The sequence below is a fragment of the Clostridioides sp. ZZV14-6345 genome (genome assembly GCF_020657775.1).
GTDB lineage: Bacteria > Bacillota > Clostridia > Peptostreptococcales > Peptostreptococcaceae > Clostridioides > Clostridioides difficile_D.
This window is the reverse complement of sequence record NZ_JAGWCX010000074.1, coordinates 1-19,601: the sequence shown is the minus strand read 5'-3', so window position 1 is coordinate 19,601 and position 19,601 is coordinate 1. Positions and strand designations below refer to the sequence as shown.

The window sequence follows — 19,601 nt, the reverse complement described above, 5'->3', positions numbered from 1 at the left end:
GAACCCTGTGACTTTAGTCATGGGAGGTTCAGACTACTTTGTAACAACTTTAACAAAGTATGTTGATATAATACTATTAAATTAATCTTAAATTAGTTTATTTTATTGATTTGTAGTTTAAATTTATGTGCAAAAGCATTATATAAACATATATTTATATAGGGTTTTATAATTCATATGAAAAGAGGGTAGATAGTATGAAGTTAATATGGTTGATAGTAGCAGTTTTATTTGGAATAGCAGAAATGTTGACACCAAGCTTAACACTGATATGGTTTAGTGTAGGAGCTGTAGTACTTATATTTTTAAGTAGCTTTATAGAGAGTATATTATTACAAATTTTAATATTTGCAGCAATTTCTATAGCTATGTTGGTTGTAGCTACTAAAAAAATAGTAAAAAAAGATAAAGGTTACAAGTCTAATACTAATTTACAAGCTATGATATCTAAAAAAGGTATTGTTACAGAAGAGATTTCTCCAAATAATACAGGTCTAGTTGTAGTTGAACATGAAACATGGACGGCTATTTCTATGGATGGTGAAAAGATAGAAAAAGATTCTACAGTAGAAGTATTAAAAATAGAAGGGGTAAAACTAGTTGTTAAAAAAATAAATGCTACAACTAGTGTGACGAATCAATAGAATAAAGGAGGATTTATAGTATGGGTACTAAAGTTGTTTTAACTATTGTATTAATATTAGTAGTCGTAGCAATAAGTTTAACCTGCATAAGAGTTATAAAACAATCTAAAGTAGGTATAATAATGAGACTTGGTAAGTTTCAGAAAGTAGCTGAGACAGGTGTACACTTCTTAATACCATTTTTAGATAAAATGGCATATGTAATTGACTTGAGAGAAATTGTAATAGATTTCCCACCTCAACCAGTTATAACTAAAGATAATGTAACTATGCAAATTGACACAGTTGTATATTATAAAGTTACAGACCCAGTTAGATATGTGTTTGAAATAGCAAATCCAATAGCTGCTATTGAAAATTTAACAGCTACAACACTAAGAAATATAATTGGTGAGCTTGACTTAGATGAAACATTAACATCAAGAGATATAATAAACGTAAAAATGAGAACTATTCTTGATGAAGCAACAGACAAGTGGGGAATAAAAGTAAATCGAGTAGAGTTAAAAAATATAATGCCTCCTCATGATATTCAAGTTGCAATGGAAAAACAAATGAGAGCAGAAAGAGAAAGAAGAGAAGCAATCCTTCAAGCAGAAGGTAATAAATCAGCTGCAATCCTTCAAGCAGAAGGAGAAAAACAATCAGCAATATTAACAGCAGAAGCCAAAAAAGAAGCTATGGTGCGTGTTGCGGAAGGTGAAAAAGAGTCTGCTATATTAGTGGCAGAAGGTGAAGCTGAGGCTATAAGACAGACAGCTATTGCTAAAGCACAAGGTGAAGCTGAAATGATAAAAAGAACTCAAATGGCAACAGCAGAAGGTTTAAAACTAGTATTTTCTGCAATGAAAGAGTCTGACATTGACAATAATATTTTAGCATTAAAATCTATGGAAGCACTTGAGAAAATGGCTCAAGGCAAGTCAACAAAACTGGTTTTACCTTCAGAAGCAGTTAATTTCCTAGGAACGTTCAAAGGTATAAAAGAAGTTATGAGTGATGATAACAAAGAAATACTTGATGTAAAAGAAGTTATAAGTGGTAATGAATCATTAAAAAAATAAAAGAGTTTTGTTATCATAGGAAGGATATGGAAAATAAAGGTCGAATTAATTAAATATAGCACAAAAATGCACATTGAAAAGAAGAAGACTTATAGCTTTTTAAGTCTTCTTCTTTGTTTTTATTTAAAAAATAATATTATAAAAATAAATTAACAGAATTTTTATACAATTTATTCTTTACTAATATAAAAAGTGTTATATAATATTATATAAAACATATAGCAAATGAAAATTGTTTTAATTAATTTATTTGCATTATTAACATATATATCTATAAAAATATCAACGCTAATATGAAAAAAACTAACAATTAAGTTAGACGTTTATTATTTATTGTTTATATAATAGACAAAGAAGTATCAATGTAAAAATAAAATTAACTGGTAATTACTTAAAAGTTTTTGGATAATTATTTCACAAATATTAAATTATGTTTTACTATCATGAATTTAACAAATAAAAAATAAGTATGTTTATATGCCATAAAAAATTTATAAAAAATATTTTTTATATTTATAAAATAAAATTTGTATTATTTTTTAACTGATAATTGAATATTAATAAATACTATAGTGCTTATGGAAAATAATGTATACGTCAATAGGTTAATCACGGGGTATACATTATATCAATTGTTTAGTTGATATTATTTTATTTTTATTAAGGTATTATTTAAGCAACATTTATATACAACTATATACAACATTTATTGACTGATAAAGTTTATAAAAGTAAAAATGCAATTATAAATATTAATTACTAGATGAGGGGAGTGTCATTAAATGAAAAAAGAGATGTTAGCTATGATTTTGGCAGGAGGGCAAGGTTCAAGATTAGGAGTTTTTACAAAAAGAATTGCCAAACCAGCCGTATCATTTGGAGGCAAGTATAGAATTATCGATTTTGTATTAAGTAATTGTTCAAACTCTGGTATTGATACTGTAGGTGTTTTAACTCAATATAGACCACTGATATTAAATTCACATATAGGTATGGGAAGTCATTGGGATTTGGACAGAATAAATGGTGGTGTATATGTTTTACAGCCATTTATGAATGAAAAAGAGGGAAATTGGTATAATGGTACAGCACATGCAATATATCAAAATATGGATTTTGTAGATACTTATAATCCAGAATATGTATTGATACTATCTGGTGACCATATATATAAAATGGATTATAGTAAAATGTTGAAATTTCATAAGGAAAAAGGTTCTAAGGCTACAATAGCAGTAATTGAAGTTCCTTGGGATGAGGCTTCTAGATTTGGGATAATGAATACAAATGAAGATTCAAGTATCTATGAATTTGAAGAAAAACCAAGTGAACCTAAGAGTAATTTGGCATCTATGGGAGTGTACATATTTGATTGGAAAATGTTGAGAAGTTATTTTAAGGAAGCAGAAGGAAATCCAGAAATAAATTATGATGATTTTGGAAAGAATTTAATACCTAAAATGTTAGAAGATAATGTTGGAACGTATGCTTATCCATTTAAGGGATACTGGAGAGATGTAGGAACTATACAGAGTCTATGGGATGCTAATATGGATATAATAAAGTCTCCAGAAACACTTGATTTAGCAGACCCTAAATGGAAGATATATACAAATACTATGGCAATGCCTCCACAATATATAGGCAAAAATGCAAATGTTCACAGATCAATGATAGCAGATGGTTGTAGAATTTTAGGTGAAGTAGGTAACTCTGTATTATCACATGGGGTTGTCGTTGGCAAAGGAAGTAAAGTAATTGATTCAGTAATAATGCCAAACGTTGTAATAGGTGAAAATGTAACTATAGAAAAAGCTATGATAGGTGAGTGTGCAACTATAAATGATAATGTTCAGATAAAAAATGTAAATAATGAAATAAATGTAGTTTCTGAGTATGAAAATATCGAACCTAGATGCGTATTAATAGAAGGAGGTCTTTAAAATGAGAAATGAATGTTTAGGGATAATAAATTTAAACAAAAAAGGAGACCCAGTAATAAATAAACTTAACTATGGAAGACCAATAGCATCTACGCCAATAGCTGGAAGATATAGAATAATAGATTTTGCTTTATCTAACATGATAAATTCAGGAATCACTAAAGTTGGAATATTCGCAAAGGAAAAATACAGATCATTGACAGACCATATAGGTAGTGGGAAAGATTGGGATTTAAGTAGAAAAAAAGGTGGCCTATCAATTTTTAGTCCAGAAAACACTAAGTATAGAAATACTTACTCACATAGACAAGGTGACATATATACTATCTTGGCTAATCTAGATTATATAGAAAAGAGTGAAGAAGAATATATTTTAATAGCTCCAAGCTATATGTTATGCAATTTAAATTATTCTCAGGCCTTGGAATATCATAAAAAATCTCATAATGATATAACTATAATATATAAAAATGTAAATAATGCAAATAAAGATTTTGATGGTAACTTAACTCTAAATTTAGACAGTAACAATAGGGTAATAAATGTTGGAAATAATTTGGGTAAATTCCCTAGAGCAAATATATGTATGGAAACGTATATTATGAAGCGTGAAGATTTTGTTGAATGTATATATAATATTGTAAATAAAGGTAGTTATTGTTATTTAGAAGAATTCATTATTGAAGAAGCAGAAAACATGAAAATAGGAGCTTATGAATATACAGGATATTTAAAATGTGTAAATTCTGTTGAATCATATTTTGAAATGAGCAAAGATTTATTAAATTTAGAAGTTGCTGATGAATTATTGTATTCTGAAAGAAAGATATTTACAAAAGAAAAGAATGAATCTCCTACAATTTATACAGATAGTGCTAAAGTAGAAAATAGCTTTATAGCATCTGGTTGTTTAATTGAAGGTACTGTAAAAGATAGTATCATATTTAGAAAGGTCAATGTTGAAAAAGGAACAGTTATAGAAAACTCAATAGTAATGCAAAATTGTGTAATAAAGTCAAATGCAAAATTATACAATGCAATATTAGATAAAAATACAAGTGTATCAAATGGGAAAGAGTTAAGAGGAGATGAAAAATATCCTCTTGTAGTAGAAAAGAATACAAATATATAAATAAATTTTTTAGAAGGGGGAGTGACTAATGAAAGTTTTTTATGTAACAGCAGAGTGTTGGCCCTTTGCAAAAACTGGAGGATTAGGAGATGTTTCTTATGCATTGCCTAAAGAATTAAAAAAAGAAGGTGTAGATGTAAGGGTGATAATGCCTAAATATTCAACTATACCAAGTTATTTAAAAGATCAACTAAAAGAAATAGCTGTGTTTAGTGTACGTGTTGGATGGAGAAATCAATATTGTGGTCTTTTAGAAATGGAATTAGATGGTGTAAAATTTTACTTTATAGATAATGAATTTTATTTTAGAAGAGAAGATGAAAAAAAGAGCATCTATGGGTATGGAGATGATGCAGAAAGGTATACTTTCTTTACAGATGCTGTCTTAGAAGCTATAAGTAGAATTGATTTTTATCCAGATGTAATACATATAAATGATTGGCATACAGGTATGTTACCATTAATTCTAAAAGAAAGATATGCAACCCTTGAGGGGTATAAAAATATAAAAACTATGTATACTATACATAATCTGCAGTATCAAGGTGTGTTTGATAAGTATGTTTTAGATGATATATTGGATTTACCTCAAAAATACTTTGATAATGGAGATATAGAATATTATGGTTCAATAAATTTTATGAAAGCTGGAATAAATTTTGCAGACAAAATTATAACTGTTAGTCCTACTTATGTAAATGAAATACAAACACCTTTTTATGGTGAACAATTAGATGGACTACTTAGAAAAGAATCAGAAAAATTAAAAGGTATATTAAATGGTATAGATTATGATTTAAACGACCCTGCAAAAGATAAAGATATATTTGTTCATTATGATGTAGATTCTATTGATAAAAAGATAGAAAATAAATTGAGATTACAAGATATATTGGGACTTAAAAAAGATTCATCTATTCCATTGATAGGTATAGTTTCAAGATTGGTTTCTCAAAAAGGATTTGATTTAATAGCGTATATGATGCCTGAACTTATGAGAGAAGATTTACAGATTGTTATTTTAGGAACTGGAGAGCATCAATATCAGTCAATGTTCAATTATTATGATTCTAATTTTTCAGATAAAGTATCAGCTAGAATTACTTTTAATTCATCATTGGCTCAGCAGATATATGCTGCAAGTGATATGTTCTTAATGCCATCACTATTTGAGCCTTGTGGTATAGGGCAAATGTTGGCTATGAGATATGGTTCTTTGCCAATAGTTAGAGAAACTGGAGGGCTTAAAGATACTGTAATACCTTATAATAAGTTTACTGGTGAAGGTAATGGATTTAGTTTTAAAAATTACAATGCTCATGAGATGTTTTTCTGTTTGCAAAATGCAATCAAAGTGTTCAAAGATAAAGAAAAATGGATGAAATTAGTTGAAAATGCAATGAACACAGATAATAGTTGGAAAAAATCAGCTAAGGAGTATATAGAAACATATAAAGACATATGTGATTAAAGGAGTGGTTTTTTTGGTAACAATAAGCAAAAAGAAATTCAAGCAAAAATTTGAAGTGAAAATGTATAGCTTATATGCACAATCTATCAAGGAAGCTACTGATGAACAATTGTTAAATGTATTATGTAGTCTACTGAAAGATGAAATAGCAAAAAAATGGGTTGCTACAAAGTTGGATAAGAAAAAAGAAGTTTATTATTTTAGTTTGGAATTTTTAATAGGAAGGCAATTAAAATCTAACTTACTAAATTTAGATATTGAAGAAGAAGTTAGAGAAGGTTTATCAGAGTTAGGAATTAACTTAGATGATTTAATTGAAGCTGAAGTAGACCCAGCCTTAGGAAATGGTGGTCTTGGTAGATTAGCAGCTTGCTTTTTAGATTCTATGGCATCTTTGAATATAAGTGGTCAAGGATATGGAATAAGATATAAATATGGTCTATTTGAACAAAAATTTGTAAATGGTTATCAGGTAGAAGTACCTGATAACTGGCTTATAGAAGGACGATATGCGTGGGAAACTGTAAGACCAAATGAAGCAACAATGGTGAAGTTTGGTGGTGAGGTAGAATTAATCAAGGAAGGTAGTCATTTAAAAGTAATTCATAAAAACTACCTTCCTGTAATGGCAATGCCTTATGATATACCAATAATAGGATACCAAAATCAATGTATAAACACTTTAAGATTGTTTAAAAGTGAAATACCAAAGAGAGATTTTGGTGAACTTACTTCAAATGCTTTAAATTATTCTGGTAGCTATGAAGAGGCTTTAAAACATAAGTATTATACTGAGGAAATATCGCAGGTATTGTATCCAGACGATTCAAATTATGCAGGCAAGTTATTGAGATTAAAACAAGAATACTTTTTTGTAAGTGCAGGGATACAAGATATAATAAGAAAATATAAAAAGAATAAATTTAATATCACTAATTTATTTGATAAGGTAGCAATTCATATAAATGATACACATCCTACCTTATGTATACCAGAACTTATGAGAATTTTGCTTGATGAAGAAGACCTATCTTGGGACGAAGCATGGGAAATAACTAAAAAAACAGTATCTTATACTAATCATACTATAATGTCAGAAGCAATGGAAAAATGGCCTGTAAGTATGATGAAAGAACTATTACCTAGAATTTATATGATAATAGAAGAAATAAATAGAAGGTATGTAGAGGAATTAAATAATAAAGGGTATGACCAAGATAGAATAAAAAGAATGAGTATAATAGACTGGGACAACATCAACATGGCAAACTTATGTATTGTCACAAGTCACAGTGTAAATGGAGTTGCTAAGCTTCATACTAATATTCTTGAAACTGAGGTATTGAAAGATTTCTATCAAGATGAGCCAAATAAATTTAATAATAAGACTAATGGAATTGCACATAGACGATGGCTTATAAGTTCAAATCCCCAACTTAGTAATTTAATTACAGATTTAATTGGTGATTCGTGGAAGAAGGATACTTTGCAGTTAAAAAACATTGAAAAATTTAAAAATGATTCTTCTGTTTTACAGAGACTTGATGATATAAAATACAATAATAAAGTAAATTTAGCAAAGTTTATAAAAGGTAAATACGATTTAAATATAGACCCAAGTTCAATATTTGATGTTCAGGTTAAGAGATTACATGCGTATAAAAGACAGTTGTTAAATATATTTAATGTACTTCATATGTATCATGAGTTGCTTGATAATCCCAACCTAAATCTTGACCCGAGAACTTTTATATTTGGAGCAAAAGCAGCACCAGGATATTATTTAGCTAAATGTATAATTAAATTTATAAACTCTGTTGCAACTACTATAAATAATGATGTTAGAGTAAAAGATAAGTTAAAAGTAGTATTTTTAGAGAATTATGGAGTATCATTAGCAGAGATAATAATACCAGCAGCAAATGTTAGTGAGCAAATTTCAACTACAACAAAGGAAGCATCTGGAACAAGCAATATGAAGTTTATGATGAATGGTGCTATAACTTTGGCTACACTTGATGGTGCAAATATAGAGATATGTGAACAAGTAGGTAAAGAAAATATGTTTTTATTTGGGCTTAGTGCAGAACAAGTACTAAATTATAATAAGTATGGTGGATATTCTTCACTTGACCTGTATCATTCTAATATGGATATAAAAAGGGTAGTAGATGACTTAATAAATGGATTTATTCCAAATTTAGGTGAAGAAGGAAGAAGTATTTATAATGCACTTACTACTTACAATGATGAGTATTTTGTATTAAGAGATTTTGAAAATTATGGTCAAGCTCAAGCAGATATAAACAGGTTATATAGAGATAAAGAAAAATGGAATACAATGTCTTTAGTTAATATAGCTAACTCTGGATTTTTCTCTTCAGATAGAACAATTTCTGAGTATGCAAAAGACATTTGGTTTAAAAGGGTGTGATTAAATGCAAAATGTAATAGAATATAACTCTTGGGATAAAAATTTTAAGGCTCCGTTTGGAGCTTTAAAATTTGATGAGGAATTGACCATTTATGTTAAAGTAAATGAGGGATATAATGTCAAGTCTATTTCCCTAGAAATAAATAGAGAAGAAGAAATGAAAACAATAACTTTAAATGAAGAAGTAGATAATGATAAACTTGGAAAATGCTTTTATGGTAAGATTGAAAAATTTGATAATACAGGTGTTTATTTTTATTATTTTAAAGTTGAGGTTGAAATAGATGGTTATAAAAAGACCCTATTTTATGGAAAGAATAGAGATAATGGATACTCTTGTGAATATAATTATAATGATATTAATAAATATCAAATCACTGTTTACAAAGATTTTAAAGTACCAACATGGTACAAAGAAGGAATACTTTATCATATATTTGTAGATAGGTTCAATAATGGGAATCGTAATGGTAAGGTTGATAATCCTAAAAAAAATAGTTTCATATATGGAAATTGGGAAGATATACCTATGTACATAAAGGATAGTCAAGGGGATATTATAAGATGGGATTTCCATGGTGGAAATTTAAGAGGAATAATCAATAAACTTGGATACCTAAAAAAATTAGGTGTAAGTATACTATATCTAAGCCCTATATTTGAAGCCTCTAGTAATCATAAGTATGACACAGGTGACTATAAAAAAATTGACCCAATGTTTGGGGATGAAGATACATTTAAAGAGCTTATTAATAAAGCAAAAGAAAAAGATATATCAATAGTATTAGATGGTGTTTTTAGTCATACTGGAGCAGATAGTAAATATTTTAATATGTATGGAAACTATAATAGCTTAGGAGCATATCAATCAAAGGAATCTCCATATTATTCGTGGTATATGTTTGAAGAATTCCCTCAAAAATATAAAAGTTGGTGGGATGTTAAGACATTGCCAAATATAAATGAATTAGAAAATAGTTATATGGATTATATAATATATGATAAAGATAGTGTTATAAACAAGTGGATAGATATGGGTGTTAAGGGCTGGAGATTAGATGTTGCAGACGAATTACCAACTAAGTTTATAAGAGAGCTAAAAAAGGAACTAAAAAAAGCTGATAACGATTCAATTCTTATAGGAGAAGTATGGGAAGATGCATCAAATAAGATTAGTTATGGTCAAAGAAGAAGTTATCTATTAGGTGAAGAATTAGATTCTGTTATGGGGTATCCTTTTAGAAATAACATGTTTTCTTTCTTAAAAGGAGAAATTAATTCATGTGAACTTTGTAATAGATATATGCAGATTAAGGAAAATTATCCAAAAGAATCATTTAAGTCTAATTTAAATTTAATTGGAACACATGATGTTACAAGAGCTAAAACTGAATTAAATAATGATGGAGATTTAGTGAAGCTTGCTGTAGCTATACAGATGACATTTGAGGGAGTACCATATATATACTATGGGGATGAAGCAGGTCTTTGTGGAGGTGTCGACCCAGACAATAGAAGAACATATCCATGGAAAAATGAAGATGAAGATATGCTTAACTTCTATAAGGATATTATAAAAATTAGAAATAAGAATAAACTTTTAAGTTCTGGAAGTACAGAATTCATATATACTAGAAATGACTCTGTGTTTGCCTTTATTAGATTTAATGAGGACAATGATAGAATAATAATTTTAGTAAATAGAAGTGAGAATATTGAAAGTGTATCATTAAATATAGAAGGAAGTTTTATTGAGGAAATATCTATAAAGTATAGCTCTAAGAAGGTAAGTAACAGTATACCAATTGAAAATAATAAATTGAAAGTAGATTTAGATTCTAAATCATTTAGAGTTTTTAAAGTAAATTAAATATGTGAGTTTAGAAAAAATAAATAGAAAAGAAGTGGGTGTCTCAAAATGAACTTTTTAGTTGATGAGGCACTCTTTTTTGTATGAAATCAAATATATTTTCATCATTTTAACAATGAAAAAAAGGCTTATCTCTATTTTGAGACAATCCATTTTTGTAAATTATTATAAGAATTTTAGTATTTCAAAATATTACAAAGAAGTATAAAAAATATCATAATTGTGATATTATATAAATTAGTAAGATAAAACTAACCTCTCTACCAAAGTTGTAGGGAGATTTAACTTTTATAATCTTAATATGGAGGAGCGTCTTATGAAGGTAGATCCACTTACAACTCAAGTATATGACTATATATCAAAGAAAATCCAAAATGGAGAGTATGAAGCTAATCAGAGAATTACTGAATCTGAGATTTGTAAATCTATCGGAGTTAGTAGAACACCGGCGAGGGAAGCACTAACGAGATTAGCGGGTGAAAATTTACTAGAAAAGATACCTAATAAGGGATTTGTAGTAAAAGAATTTCAAGAAAAGGAAAAATTAGACACCTATTCTGTAATTGGAGTATTGGATGCATTAGCAGGTTCTTCAGCAGTACAAAATTTAACTGAATCAGACTTAATAAAAATGGAAGAATTAACAGAAATGATGACGGTCTCTATAAAGTATAAAAATTACAATAACTATTTAAAATTAAGTAATGAATTTCACGATATATACATAGCTAAATCAGAGAATCAAGTGTTAATAAATCTATTAAACTCTTTAAGATATAATTTTATGTCAAAGTCATATACTAGTGATAATGAAGATGAGCTATATAAAATGCTGTCATACAGCAATAATCAACATATTGATATAGTAAAATCTATGAGAGAGAATGATTTAGAAAATGTTGAAAGAATTTTGAGAGAACATTGGAAAACGATACCTATAGCAGAGATGGTATAAGAGAAGCTTTTATAAAGTTTCTCTTTATTTTTTTATATGATTTTTCTATTTTTTGTTAATTATTAAAGTTAAACTAAGAATAAAGTTAATCAAAAATATAAGCAAAAACTCTAAAGTACTATGATAAAATAGGGATATTAAGACCAGTATATGTAAATTAAGAAAATAAATTTTAATATAAAATTAAAATGAAAAAATAGGAAAATTATTTAGTCTAACTAAACTAGTAATTTTAATATATGAAATAAGAATAATATAAAAGTTTAGTAATAAAATACTTACAAATTAAAAATAGTAAACTCAAAAACTTACTAAATCTCAAAAAAACAAAAGTACTAAAAAAATAAAAAATAAAAAAGTTTATAAATACTAATTTTTGAAAAAATTAATATAAACAACGAAAAATAAAAAAGTTTATAAATATTGATATAACTAATGTAGATGTTTTTGTATAACTTCAAAAAAATACTTGTAAAAATATTCGAATGTTAATATAATAAATATCATGAGTTTAATAAAAGTAAAAATAAAAAATAGAAATAATAAATAATAAATATTAAAAATATTTGAATATAGAGAGGGGATGAATTCAAAATCATGGATAGTGAGTTCGCAAATGCAGTTGAATTAAGCTATGAGTGTGCTCCATTATTAGAGTCGCTAAAGGAATACTCAGAAAAAGATATAGCTTGTTTTGATGTACCTGGACACTTAAGAAATAGAGGTGTAGATATATTAAATAAATATCTAGGTGAAAATCTCATGAAAATGGATATAAATTCATCACCAACTATGGACAATGTATCTGCCCCAAATGGAGTTATAAAAAATGCTCAGGATTTGTTAGCACAAGCATATATGGCTGATGAAGCATTCTTTATAACTAATGGAACAACTCAAGCAATACATGCAATGATTTTAAGTGTGATAAATCCAGGTGAAAAAGTATTACTCCCAAGAAATATACATAAATCGGTGATAAATGCATTAATACTTTGTGGAGGAATACCAATATTTATACAACCGGAATTTGATGAACAACTAGGTATAAGTTTAAATATTACTCTTGAAAAAGTTAAAACAGAAATAGAAAAAGATTGTAATATAAAAGCATTATTTTTTCTTAATCCAACTTACTATGGGGTTTGCGCAGACCTTGAGAGTATTATAGAGCTATGTCATAAAAATAATGTTTTAGTGTTAGTGGATGAAGCTCATGGTGCTCATTTTCCATTTCATTTAGATTTACCTCCTTCTGCAATAAGCTTGGGAGCTGATATGGTAGCTGTGAGTATGCAAAATCTAGATTAAATAAAATTGATGGAATAAAGGTACTATCTACTGAAATATTAAAACAAAAAGGTGCTGACTTTATAGACGAAACAAAATTATGTATAAATGTAAAAGAATTAAATTTAACTGGATTTGAAGTCTACGATTTATTATATAAAAATTTTTCAATTCAAGTAGAATTAGGAGATTCGTACAATATTCTGGCACTTGTATCTATTGGGACAAATAAATCAGATATAGATAGATTAGTAAAAGCACTTTCTATAATTTCAAAGGTTTATAGAAAAGAAGCAACATTAAATGAATTTAATATGGTTCAAATAAACCCAACTATTAAGCTCAATCCAAGAGAAGCTTTTTATGCACCAAAAGAAAGTGTAGAAATTAATTCGTGCATAGATAGAATTTGTGGAGAATCAATAATGGCATATCCACCAGGAATACCAATTGTTGCTCCAGGTGAGTTAATAACAAAAGAAATTATGGAATATATTATTTTCTTAAAAAATAGCAATGCATATCTAACAGATGTGCAAGATAAAAACTTAGATAGAATACTTGTAATAAAATAAAGTGATTTATTTTTAGAGGCTAAGAGTTTATTAAATAGAGTTTATTAAAAATATAAAGGAGTTGGGATTGAAATGAAATTTTAAACACTAGATAGACATATACTAGTAGAATGCTATAATTGTGATGAAAATGTACTTAAAGACCCACGTCTTATAGAAAATTTTATGAATGATTCAGCACTAAATGCAAAAGCTACAATCGTTGATTCTGTATTCCACCATTTTAATCCTTGGGGGGTTTCAGGAGCTGTTATAATTGCTGAATCTCATTTGACAATACATACATGGCCTGAATATGGTTATGCAGCAGCGGATTTTTTCACTTGTGGTGATATAGACCCATGGAAAAGTTTTGAATTATTAGAACAACTTTTAAAGTCAGAAAGAAGTGAGTCCACAGAAATTCCAAGAGGTTTAACTACAAAAATTAAAAAATACTCAAAAAAAGATTTGGGTAAGATTACTCATAAACCAGAAGCAGTCTAAAATATACAAGAGAAAGTGAGGATTATTATATGGAACTTTGGTATACAGAAGAATGGACAGAAAATGTAAGATTTTCTATAAAAGTAAACAAGCATCTATTTGAGGGTAAGTCCCAATTTCAGAGGATAGATGTATACGATAGTGATGAATTTGGAAAGTTTTTAACGATAGATGGATTAATGATGGTAACGTATAAAGATGAGTTTATATATCATGAGATGATAACTCATGTTCCTATGGCTACAAATTTAGACATCAAAAAAGCATTAGTCATAGGTGGAGGTGATGGTGGTACAGTAAGAGAATTAAGCCGTTATCCTCAAATAGAAAAGATTGATATGGTTGAAATAGATAAAATGGTTGTAGATGTATCTAAAGAATATATGGATATCTGTTCATGTAAATTAGATGATAAAAGAGTAAGTTTATATTTTGAAGATGGTGTTAATTTTGTTAAGTGTGCTCAGGATAAATCTTATGATTTGATAATCGTAGATTCAACTGACCCAATAGGACCAGGAGAAGGTCTTTTTTCAACTAATTTTTATAGGGATTGTTACAGAGTGCTGACTGATGATGGGATTTTGGTAAATCAAAGTGAAAGTCCTTATTTTAACTTCAATGCTAGAGAAATGAAAAGAGCTAATAAGAAGTTAAAAGAAATATTTCCAATATCTGAAGTATATCAAGCACATATACCAACATATCCATCTGGTCATTGGCTGTTTGGATTTGCTTCAAAAAAATTCAATCCTATAAAAAATCAAGATAAAGATGGATGGGAGAAATTAAATTTAAAAACTAAATATTATAATAGCAATATACATTTAGGTTCATTTATGTTGCCACAATATGTAAAGGAGATGTTAGATGAATAATAATTTCTATCATATGAATACCTTTATGAGTATGGACAAAAATTATGAAGAATCTAATCTGATAGTATTTGGTGTTGGATTTGATGGAACAACTTCTAATAGACCTGGAGCTAGATTTGCAAGTAGTTATATGAGAAAAGAGTTTTATGGTCTTGAGACGTATAGCCCTTTTTTAGACTTGGATTTAGAAGATTATGATATATGTGATTATGGAGATTTAGAAATTAGTGTTGGAAACACAGAACAAGTATTAAAAGAAATCTATCAAGAAACATATAAGATTGTTAGAGATTCAAAGGTTCCATTTATGATTGGAGGAGAGCATTTAGTTACATTACCAGCTTTTAAAGCGGTATATGAAAAGTATAATGATATATATGTAATTCATTTTGATGCTCATACAGATTTAAGGGAAGAATACAATAATAGTAAAAATTCTCATGCAACAGTAATTAAAAGGATATGGGATATTATAGGAGATAATAAAATATTTCAGTTTGGGATAAGATCTGGTACGAAAGAAGAATTTAAATTTGCGACAGAGCAAAAACACACATATATGGAAATAGGAGGAATAGATACATTCGAAAATATAGTTAATATGCTAAATGGAAAGAATATTTATTTGACTATAGATTTAGATGTATTGGATGCGTCTGTATTTCCAGGAACAGGTACACCAGAACCTGGTGGTATAAATTATAGAGAATTTCAAGAAATTTTTAAAATTATAAAAAATTCTAATATAAATATAGTTGGTTGTGATATTGTAGAGTTAAGCCCTGATTATGATACTACAGGTGTATCAACTGTAATAGCCTGTAAAATTTTAAGAGAGTTATGTTTAATAATATCTGATAAAATTAAATAGAGGATTTTATATTAATAGTATATATTATAATATAATAAGTTATTTTAAAAAAGTTGTTTTAAGTTTGATACTTTTTAAAGTAACTTTTTATTTTTTGTAATGAGCAATAAATAGAATGAACAACAAAAAAGAGCCCTCGATAGCTCCTTTTTTAAAATATATATATTTAAATTAAATAATTATATTCTATTTACGTTTTCAGCTTGAGGACCTCTATTGCCTTGAGTTATATCAAAGCTAACCTTTTCGCCTTCTTCTAAAGTTTTGTATCCATCATTTTGTATAGCTGAGAAATGTACGAAAACATCATCTTCTCCCTCTACAGATATGAATCCAAATCCTTTTTCATTATTAAACCATTTTACTATTCCGTTTTTCATTATAAGAAAACCTCCGCTTTATTAAAAAATACAAACTAAAAAAATAAGTCTGTTCTATTAATATAGCACAAATTTTAAATAAAAGCAAATAAAATTTTTAAAAAAATTAATTAATTTTAGAATTTAAGAAAAATTGTTAAATAATCTAGCGAGAAGTAATACAAAATTTGACAAAAATATGGACATAAACAATAAATTAAATATCAAAAAATGTAATAAAAATGACTATAAATTAAAAGAAAAATTAAAATATATAATAAAAAATATTATATAAATCATTAAAAACTAAAAATAAAAATAGTGAAATTTCAGAAATATCAATAATATTATATAATAAAATATAGAAATATTATATATATTCGATAAAATAAAATTTAAATATATAATATTTTATGTATATATTAATAAAAGGACATATTATGTTATAATGGTATCGTATAAAATCATTTACGGGGGTGGTATTAAAATGTTTCAATTTGAAACACAAATACACAAATTAAGACATGATGTTTTAATTGCAATAGCTAGGCTTGGAAAAGAAGATAACCTTACAAGAGAAGCAATGGATAATATTCAGTATGAAATAATAAAAGGTGAAAAACCTACATACAGATGTTGTGTTTATAAAGAAAGAGCCATAATATCTGAGAGAGTAAATGTAAGTATGGGATTAGAACCAGGTCAAGATAAGATAGATTTAGATACAATGGATATAGAAGAAGATGAACAAATTATATATATTTTGGAAGCTGCATGTGATAGTTGTCCAATAAATGAATTTACAGTAACCGATATTTGTAGGGGATGTCTAGCACATAGATGTAAAGAAGCTTGTAAATTTGGTGCTATAACACATGTTGGAGGCATGGCTTATATAAATCATGAATTATGTAAGGCTTGTGGAATGTGTAAAAAAGCTTGTCAATATGATGCCATCTCTGAGGTTGTTAGACCATGTAAGAGTGTTTGCCCAACTAATGCCTTAGGGTTTGATAGAGAGAATATGAAAGCTATGATACATGAAGGTAAATGTTTAAACTGTGGGGCATGTATGTCAGCATGCCCATTTGGAGCAATATCTGATAAGAGTTTGATAGCTCCTGTAGCTAGAAAATTAGTCCAAAAAGAGAAAATGTACGCAGTAGTAGCTCCTGCTATAACAGGTCAAATTGAAGCAAATGTTACGTATGGTCAAATAAAAAATGCTATAAAATCATTAGGCTTTGTTGATGTGTTAGAAGCAGCTTGTGGAGCAGATGCAGTTACAGTTCATGAAAGCTTAGAGTTTGCTGAAAGAATGGAAAAGGGAGAAGCTTTTATGACAAATTCTTGTTGTCCAGGATTTGTTGGTTATATAGAAAAGACATTCCCAAATCATGTAGGAAAAATATCTTCTACAGTGTCACCTATGATAGCTAGTGGTAGATTTATAAAAAGTTATGAACCAGATGCTAAAGTTGTATTTATAGGACCATGTACAGCTAAAAAGAGTGAGGCAGCCAAGAAAGAATTAAAAGGAGCTGTTGATTATGTGCTTACTTTTGAAGAAATAATGGCATTATTTGAAGCATTTGATATAGATTTGGCTAAGTGTTCAAATGAAGATATAGATGATGCATCAATTTTTGGAAGAGGTTTTGGAGCTGCTGGTGGTCTTACAAAAGCTATAGAGAATTATCTTGCTGAAAAAGGTATAGGTGTTAATTTTGAACCTGTAAAGATTTCTGGTTCAAGAGAAATCAAGAAAACTATGACTATGGCTAATTTAGGAAAGCTAGAAGGTAATTTTATAGAAGGGATGATGTGTGAAGGTGGATGTATAAATGGTTCTGGTAAATTTTTATCAGGTGCAAAAGTTAAAGCCACTTTTGATAGAAAAAATTCTCAATCAACTAAGAAGAGTGTTCTAGCAAATACAAAGATAAAAGATTTCAGTAATATAAATTTAGAAAAATAAAGATAATACAAAGAATACATATTGTTAATAGAGTTGTTCTAAGTTGCAGTTTAACTTTTGGACAACTCTATTTTTATTTATATATTTAATTATTGTGTAATTTAAAATAAAAGTTATATACACTTAAAATAAAAATTACATATATAATATTTTGTATATAACTTAACAAAGTATATGCCTATGTTATAATAATTTGTAGAAATAAATAAAAAATACAATATACATAGTGGTAGAAATATAGTAAAAAAGATGTGATTTAGTGGATTATGTACTTACTTTTGAAGAACTAATGGCATTATTTGAAGCATTTAATATAGATTTATCAAAATGTTCAAATGAAGACATAAATGATGGGTCAATTTTTGGAAGAGGATTTGGAGCATCTGGTGGGCTTGCTAAATCAATACAGAATTATATTACTGAGAAGGGTATTAGTTTTGATTTTGAAGCTATAAATTTAGAAAGAGAATCTTAATTTTTATAAAAAAACAGTATAAAGAACAATATAGTTTATAAGTGTATTGTTCTTTTTTTTATGATGGCACAAATATGCTGTGATTACCTGTTCAGAGAAAAAAGTTCCAGATGAAAAGGTTTTGAAAATATTACGACATTTGAATGTAAAGATTTTTTTAACTTCTGATGGAGATGTAGTTATCAATAGTGATGGTAATAAGTTGAGCCTAAAACAATAGTTTTTTGAAAAAATATCTAAAAAAATTTTAAAAAATCATTAGCAAATATTACCCCTTCAACATAGTATATTTTAGGAGTTGAAACTCCACATACAAAATGACTAGGAGGTAACATATTATGTTGGATAGATTTTTTGGTGAAGGCGGATTTGGCGGATGTGCTTGGTGGATAATAATATTATTCTTCTTATTCTTAGCATTCCAAGATTGTTGGGCTGAAATGGACTTATGTGCATGGATACCTTTCTTAATATTATTATTAATCCTTTGTGAATGTGGTGACGGTTTTGACGGAGGATGTGGATGCTAAAAAAATCAATTTAGATGATTTAACGAAGATTATGATGGGTATAATTAAAATACCAAACCAATCACAATCTAGTGTTTGAAGGTAGTCGGAAATCCCCCGCTGCCTTCTTTTTTTATTTTTCAAAATTTATTTTTGGATTATTTCATTTACATACAATAATTTTTTCTATAAAGTCTGATATAATTAAAAAGAAAATAAATTTTATTTATAGGAGATGTAAAAATGGCTATAGTGGATAAGATTTTCAATGAGATAAAACTTATGGTCGCAAGACTTTTATTGGGGAAAAAATACAGTGAATATGAAGAAAAAGACTTAGTATACAATACAGAAGAAGAAGTTATACTTATAACTTTAAAACGATTAGTTTTTCAGGGGAATGTGAACGAGGCAGAAGAAATTTTATTTGATAAGGCTAACACTGTAAATAGTGAAAATATGCAGTATATAGCAATAGAATTTTATACTATGCTTATGGAAAAAACTGATGAAGAATTAGAGGCTATGAATTTTTCTAAACAAGAAGTTTATCAAGGGATAAAAGATATTAGGAAGGTATTAAACTTAGAATAAAAGATATATGAGAATATTGAAATAAATTAATGCTAAGGTGAGAATATTATATTTATATATATAAATATAATAT

Annotated in this window: 18 protein-coding genes and 1 pseudogene; 18 read left to right on the top strand and 1 reads right to left on the bottom strand. The window is 27.8% G+C overall.

Annotation, left to right across the window (positions count from 1 at the left end):
* Positions 1 to 197 precede the first annotated feature (197 nt).
* From KGF39_RS16400 to speB, 13 genes are all read left to right on the top strand, one after another.
* A complete protein-coding gene (locus tag KGF39_RS16400; protein WP_227823107.1) occupies positions 198 to 644 on the top strand; it encodes an NfeD family protein in 447 nt (148 codons plus the stop codon).
* Between the two features lie 20 nt (positions 645 to 664).
* On the top strand, positions 665 to 1,708 hold the full coding sequence (locus KGF39_RS16395) for an SPFH domain-containing protein (RefSeq protein ID WP_227823106.1): 1,044 nt from the start codon (positions 665 to 667) through the stop codon (positions 1,706 to 1,708).
* A gap of 782 nt (positions 1,709 to 2,490) precedes the next feature.
* The gene (locus KGF39_RS16390) at positions 2,491 to 3,651 is read left to right on the top strand and encodes a glucose-1-phosphate adenylyltransferase (RefSeq protein ID WP_227823105.1); all 1,161 of its coding nucleotides are present in this window, start codon (positions 2,491 to 2,493) and stop codon (positions 3,649 to 3,651) included.
* 1 nt (position 3,652) lies between these two features.
* On the top strand, positions 3,653 to 4,783 hold the full coding sequence (glgD, locus tag KGF39_RS16385) for a glucose-1-phosphate adenylyltransferase subunit GlgD (protein WP_227823104.1): 1,131 nt from the start codon (positions 3,653 to 3,655) through the stop codon (positions 4,781 to 4,783).
* Positions 4,784 to 4,811: 28 nt separating this feature from the next.
* Positions 4,812 to 6,254: a glycogen synthase GlgA gene (gene glgA, locus KGF39_RS16380; protein ID WP_227823103.1), complete on the top strand. Its 1,443-nt coding sequence runs from the start codon at positions 4,812 to 4,814 to the stop codon at positions 6,252 to 6,254.
* A 13-nt stretch (positions 6,255 to 6,267) separates the two neighbouring features.
* Positions 6,268 to 8,688 (top strand): glycogen/starch/alpha-glucan phosphorylase, encoded by a 2,421-nt coding sequence (locus KGF39_RS16375; RefSeq protein ID WP_227823102.1) that lies wholly within the window; start codon positions 6,268 to 6,270, stop codon positions 8,686 to 8,688.
* Positions 8,689 to 8,692: 4 nt separating this feature from the next.
* Positions 8,693 to 10,558 (top strand): glycoside hydrolase family 13 protein, encoded by a 1,866-nt coding sequence (locus KGF39_RS16370; RefSeq protein ID WP_227823101.1) that lies wholly within the window; start codon positions 8,693 to 8,695, stop codon positions 10,556 to 10,558.
* Between the two features lie 316 nt (positions 10,559 to 10,874).
* Entirely contained in the window at positions 10,875 to 11,513 is a 639-nt protein-coding gene (locus KGF39_RS16365; RefSeq protein WP_227823100.1) for a GntR family transcriptional regulator, read from the top strand.
* 597 nt (positions 11,514 to 12,110) lie between these two features.
* The gene (locus tag KGF39_RS16360) at positions 12,111 to 12,824 is read left to right on the top strand and encodes an aminotransferase class I/II-fold pyridoxal phosphate-dependent enzyme (protein WP_227823099.1); all 714 of its coding nucleotides are present in this window, start codon (positions 12,111 to 12,113) and stop codon (positions 12,822 to 12,824) included.
* A gap of 293 nt (positions 12,825 to 13,117) precedes the next feature.
* Positions 13,118 to 13,378, top strand: a complete 261-nt coding sequence (locus KGF39_RS16355) for a hypothetical protein (protein WP_255643569.1) — start codon at positions 13,118 to 13,120, stop codon at positions 13,376 to 13,378.
* A 99-nt stretch (positions 13,379 to 13,477) separates the two neighbouring features.
* On the top strand, positions 13,478 to 13,864 hold the full coding sequence (gene speD / locus KGF39_RS16350) for an adenosylmethionine decarboxylase (protein ID WP_227823108.1): 387 nt from the start codon (positions 13,478 to 13,480) through the stop codon (positions 13,862 to 13,864).
* Between the two features lie 29 nt (positions 13,865 to 13,893).
* A complete protein-coding gene (speE, locus tag KGF39_RS16345) occupies positions 13,894 to 14,742 on the top strand; it encodes a polyamine aminopropyltransferase (protein ID WP_227823098.1) in 849 nt (282 codons plus the stop codon).
* On the top strand, positions 14,735 to 15,613 hold the full coding sequence (gene speB, locus KGF39_RS16340) for an agmatinase (protein WP_079739952.1): 879 nt from the start codon (positions 14,735 to 14,737) through the stop codon (positions 15,611 to 15,613). Before speE ends, speB begins: the two co-directional genes overlap by 8 nt.
* Before the next feature lie 179 nt (positions 15,614 to 15,792).
* Here speB and KGF39_RS16335 read toward each other — a convergent pair whose 3' ends face one another.
* Positions 15,793 to 15,993 carry a cold-shock protein gene (locus KGF39_RS16335; protein WP_003418660.1) on the bottom strand — a complete coding sequence of 67 codons (201 nt, stop codon included), beginning with the start codon at positions 15,991 to 15,993 and terminating at the stop codon, positions 15,793 to 15,795.
* A gap of 466 nt (positions 15,994 to 16,459) precedes the next feature.
* Here KGF39_RS16335 and KGF39_RS16330 point away from each other — a divergent pair, with 466 nt between their 5' ends.
* The 5 genes and pseudogenes from KGF39_RS16330 to KGF39_RS16310 all read left to right on the top strand — a co-directional run bounded on the left by KGF39_RS16330 (position 16,460) and on the right by KGF39_RS16310 (position 19,528).
* Positions 16,460 to 17,950, top strand: coding sequence for a 4Fe-4S dicluster domain-containing protein (locus KGF39_RS16330; protein WP_227823097.1), 1,491 nt, complete (start codon positions 16,460 to 16,462; stop codon positions 17,948 to 17,950).
* A gap of 259 nt (positions 17,951 to 18,209) precedes the next feature.
* Positions 18,210 to 18,425 (top strand): [Fe-Fe] hydrogenase large subunit C-terminal domain-containing protein, encoded by a 216-nt coding sequence (locus KGF39_RS16325; RefSeq protein WP_227823096.1) that lies wholly within the window; start codon positions 18,210 to 18,212, stop codon positions 18,423 to 18,425.
* Positions 18,426 to 18,495: 70 nt separating this feature from the next.
* A pseudogene (locus KGF39_RS16320) lies at positions 18,496 to 18,645 on the top strand (MBL fold metallo-hydrolase); the annotation flags it as partial.
* 118 nt (positions 18,646 to 18,763) lie between these two features.
* Complete coding sequence (locus tag KGF39_RS16315; protein WP_054272897.1) at positions 18,764 to 18,955, top strand: hypothetical protein; 192 nt, start codon at positions 18,764 to 18,766, stop codon at positions 18,953 to 18,955.
* A 222-nt stretch (positions 18,956 to 19,177) separates the two neighbouring features.
* Positions 19,178 to 19,528 carry a DUF6483 family protein gene (locus tag KGF39_RS16310; protein ID WP_227823094.1) on the top strand — a complete coding sequence of 117 codons (351 nt, stop codon included), beginning with the start codon at positions 19,178 to 19,180 and terminating at the stop codon, positions 19,526 to 19,528.
* The last annotated feature ends 73 nt before the right edge of the window (positions 19,529 to 19,601 follow it).

Coding starts and splice junctions, on each gene's coding strand:
- KGF39_RS16400 (WP_227823107.1), top strand. CDS start 198: ATGAAGTTAATATGGTTGATAGTAGCAGTTTTATTTGGAATAGCAGAA.
- speE (WP_227823098.1), top strand. CDS start 13,894: ATGGAACTTTGGTATACAGAAGAATGGACAGAAAATGTAAGATTTTCT.
- KGF39_RS16335 (WP_003418660.1), bottom strand. CDS start 15,993: ATGAAAAACGGAATAGTAAAATGGTTTAATAATGAAAAAGGATTTGGA.
- KGF39_RS16360 (WP_227823099.1), top strand. CDS start 12,111: ATGGATAGTGAGTTCGCAAATGCAGTTGAATTAAGCTATGAGTGTGCT.
- KGF39_RS16355 (WP_255643569.1), top strand. CDS start 13,118: ATGGTTCAAATAAACCCAACTATTAAGCTCAATCCAAGAGAAGCTTTT.
- glgA (WP_227823103.1), top strand. CDS start 4,812: ATGAAAGTTTTTTATGTAACAGCAGAGTGTTGGCCCTTTGCAAAAACT.
- speB (WP_079739952.1), top strand. CDS start 14,735: ATGAATAATAATTTCTATCATATGAATACCTTTATGAGTATGGACAAA.
- KGF39_RS16395 (WP_227823106.1), top strand. CDS start 665: ATGGGTACTAAAGTTGTTTTAACTATTGTATTAATATTAGTAGTCGTA.
- KGF39_RS16315 (WP_054272897.1), top strand. CDS start 18,764: ATGTTGGATAGATTTTTTGGTGAAGGCGGATTTGGCGGATGTGCTTGG.
- KGF39_RS16310 (WP_227823094.1), top strand. CDS start 19,178: ATGGCTATAGTGGATAAGATTTTCAATGAGATAAAACTTATGGTCGCA.
- glgD (WP_227823104.1), top strand. CDS start 3,653: ATGAGAAATGAATGTTTAGGGATAATAAATTTAAACAAAAAAGGAGAC.
- KGF39_RS16370 (WP_227823101.1), top strand. CDS start 8,693: ATGCAAAATGTAATAGAATATAACTCTTGGGATAAAAATTTTAAGGCT.
- KGF39_RS16330 (WP_227823097.1), top strand. CDS start 16,460: ATGTTTCAATTTGAAACACAAATACACAAATTAAGACATGATGTTTTA.
- KGF39_RS16390 (WP_227823105.1), top strand. CDS start 2,491: ATGAAAAAAGAGATGTTAGCTATGATTTTGGCAGGAGGGCAAGGTTCA.
- KGF39_RS16365 (WP_227823100.1), top strand. CDS start 10,875: ATGAAGGTAGATCCACTTACAACTCAAGTATATGACTATATATCAAAG.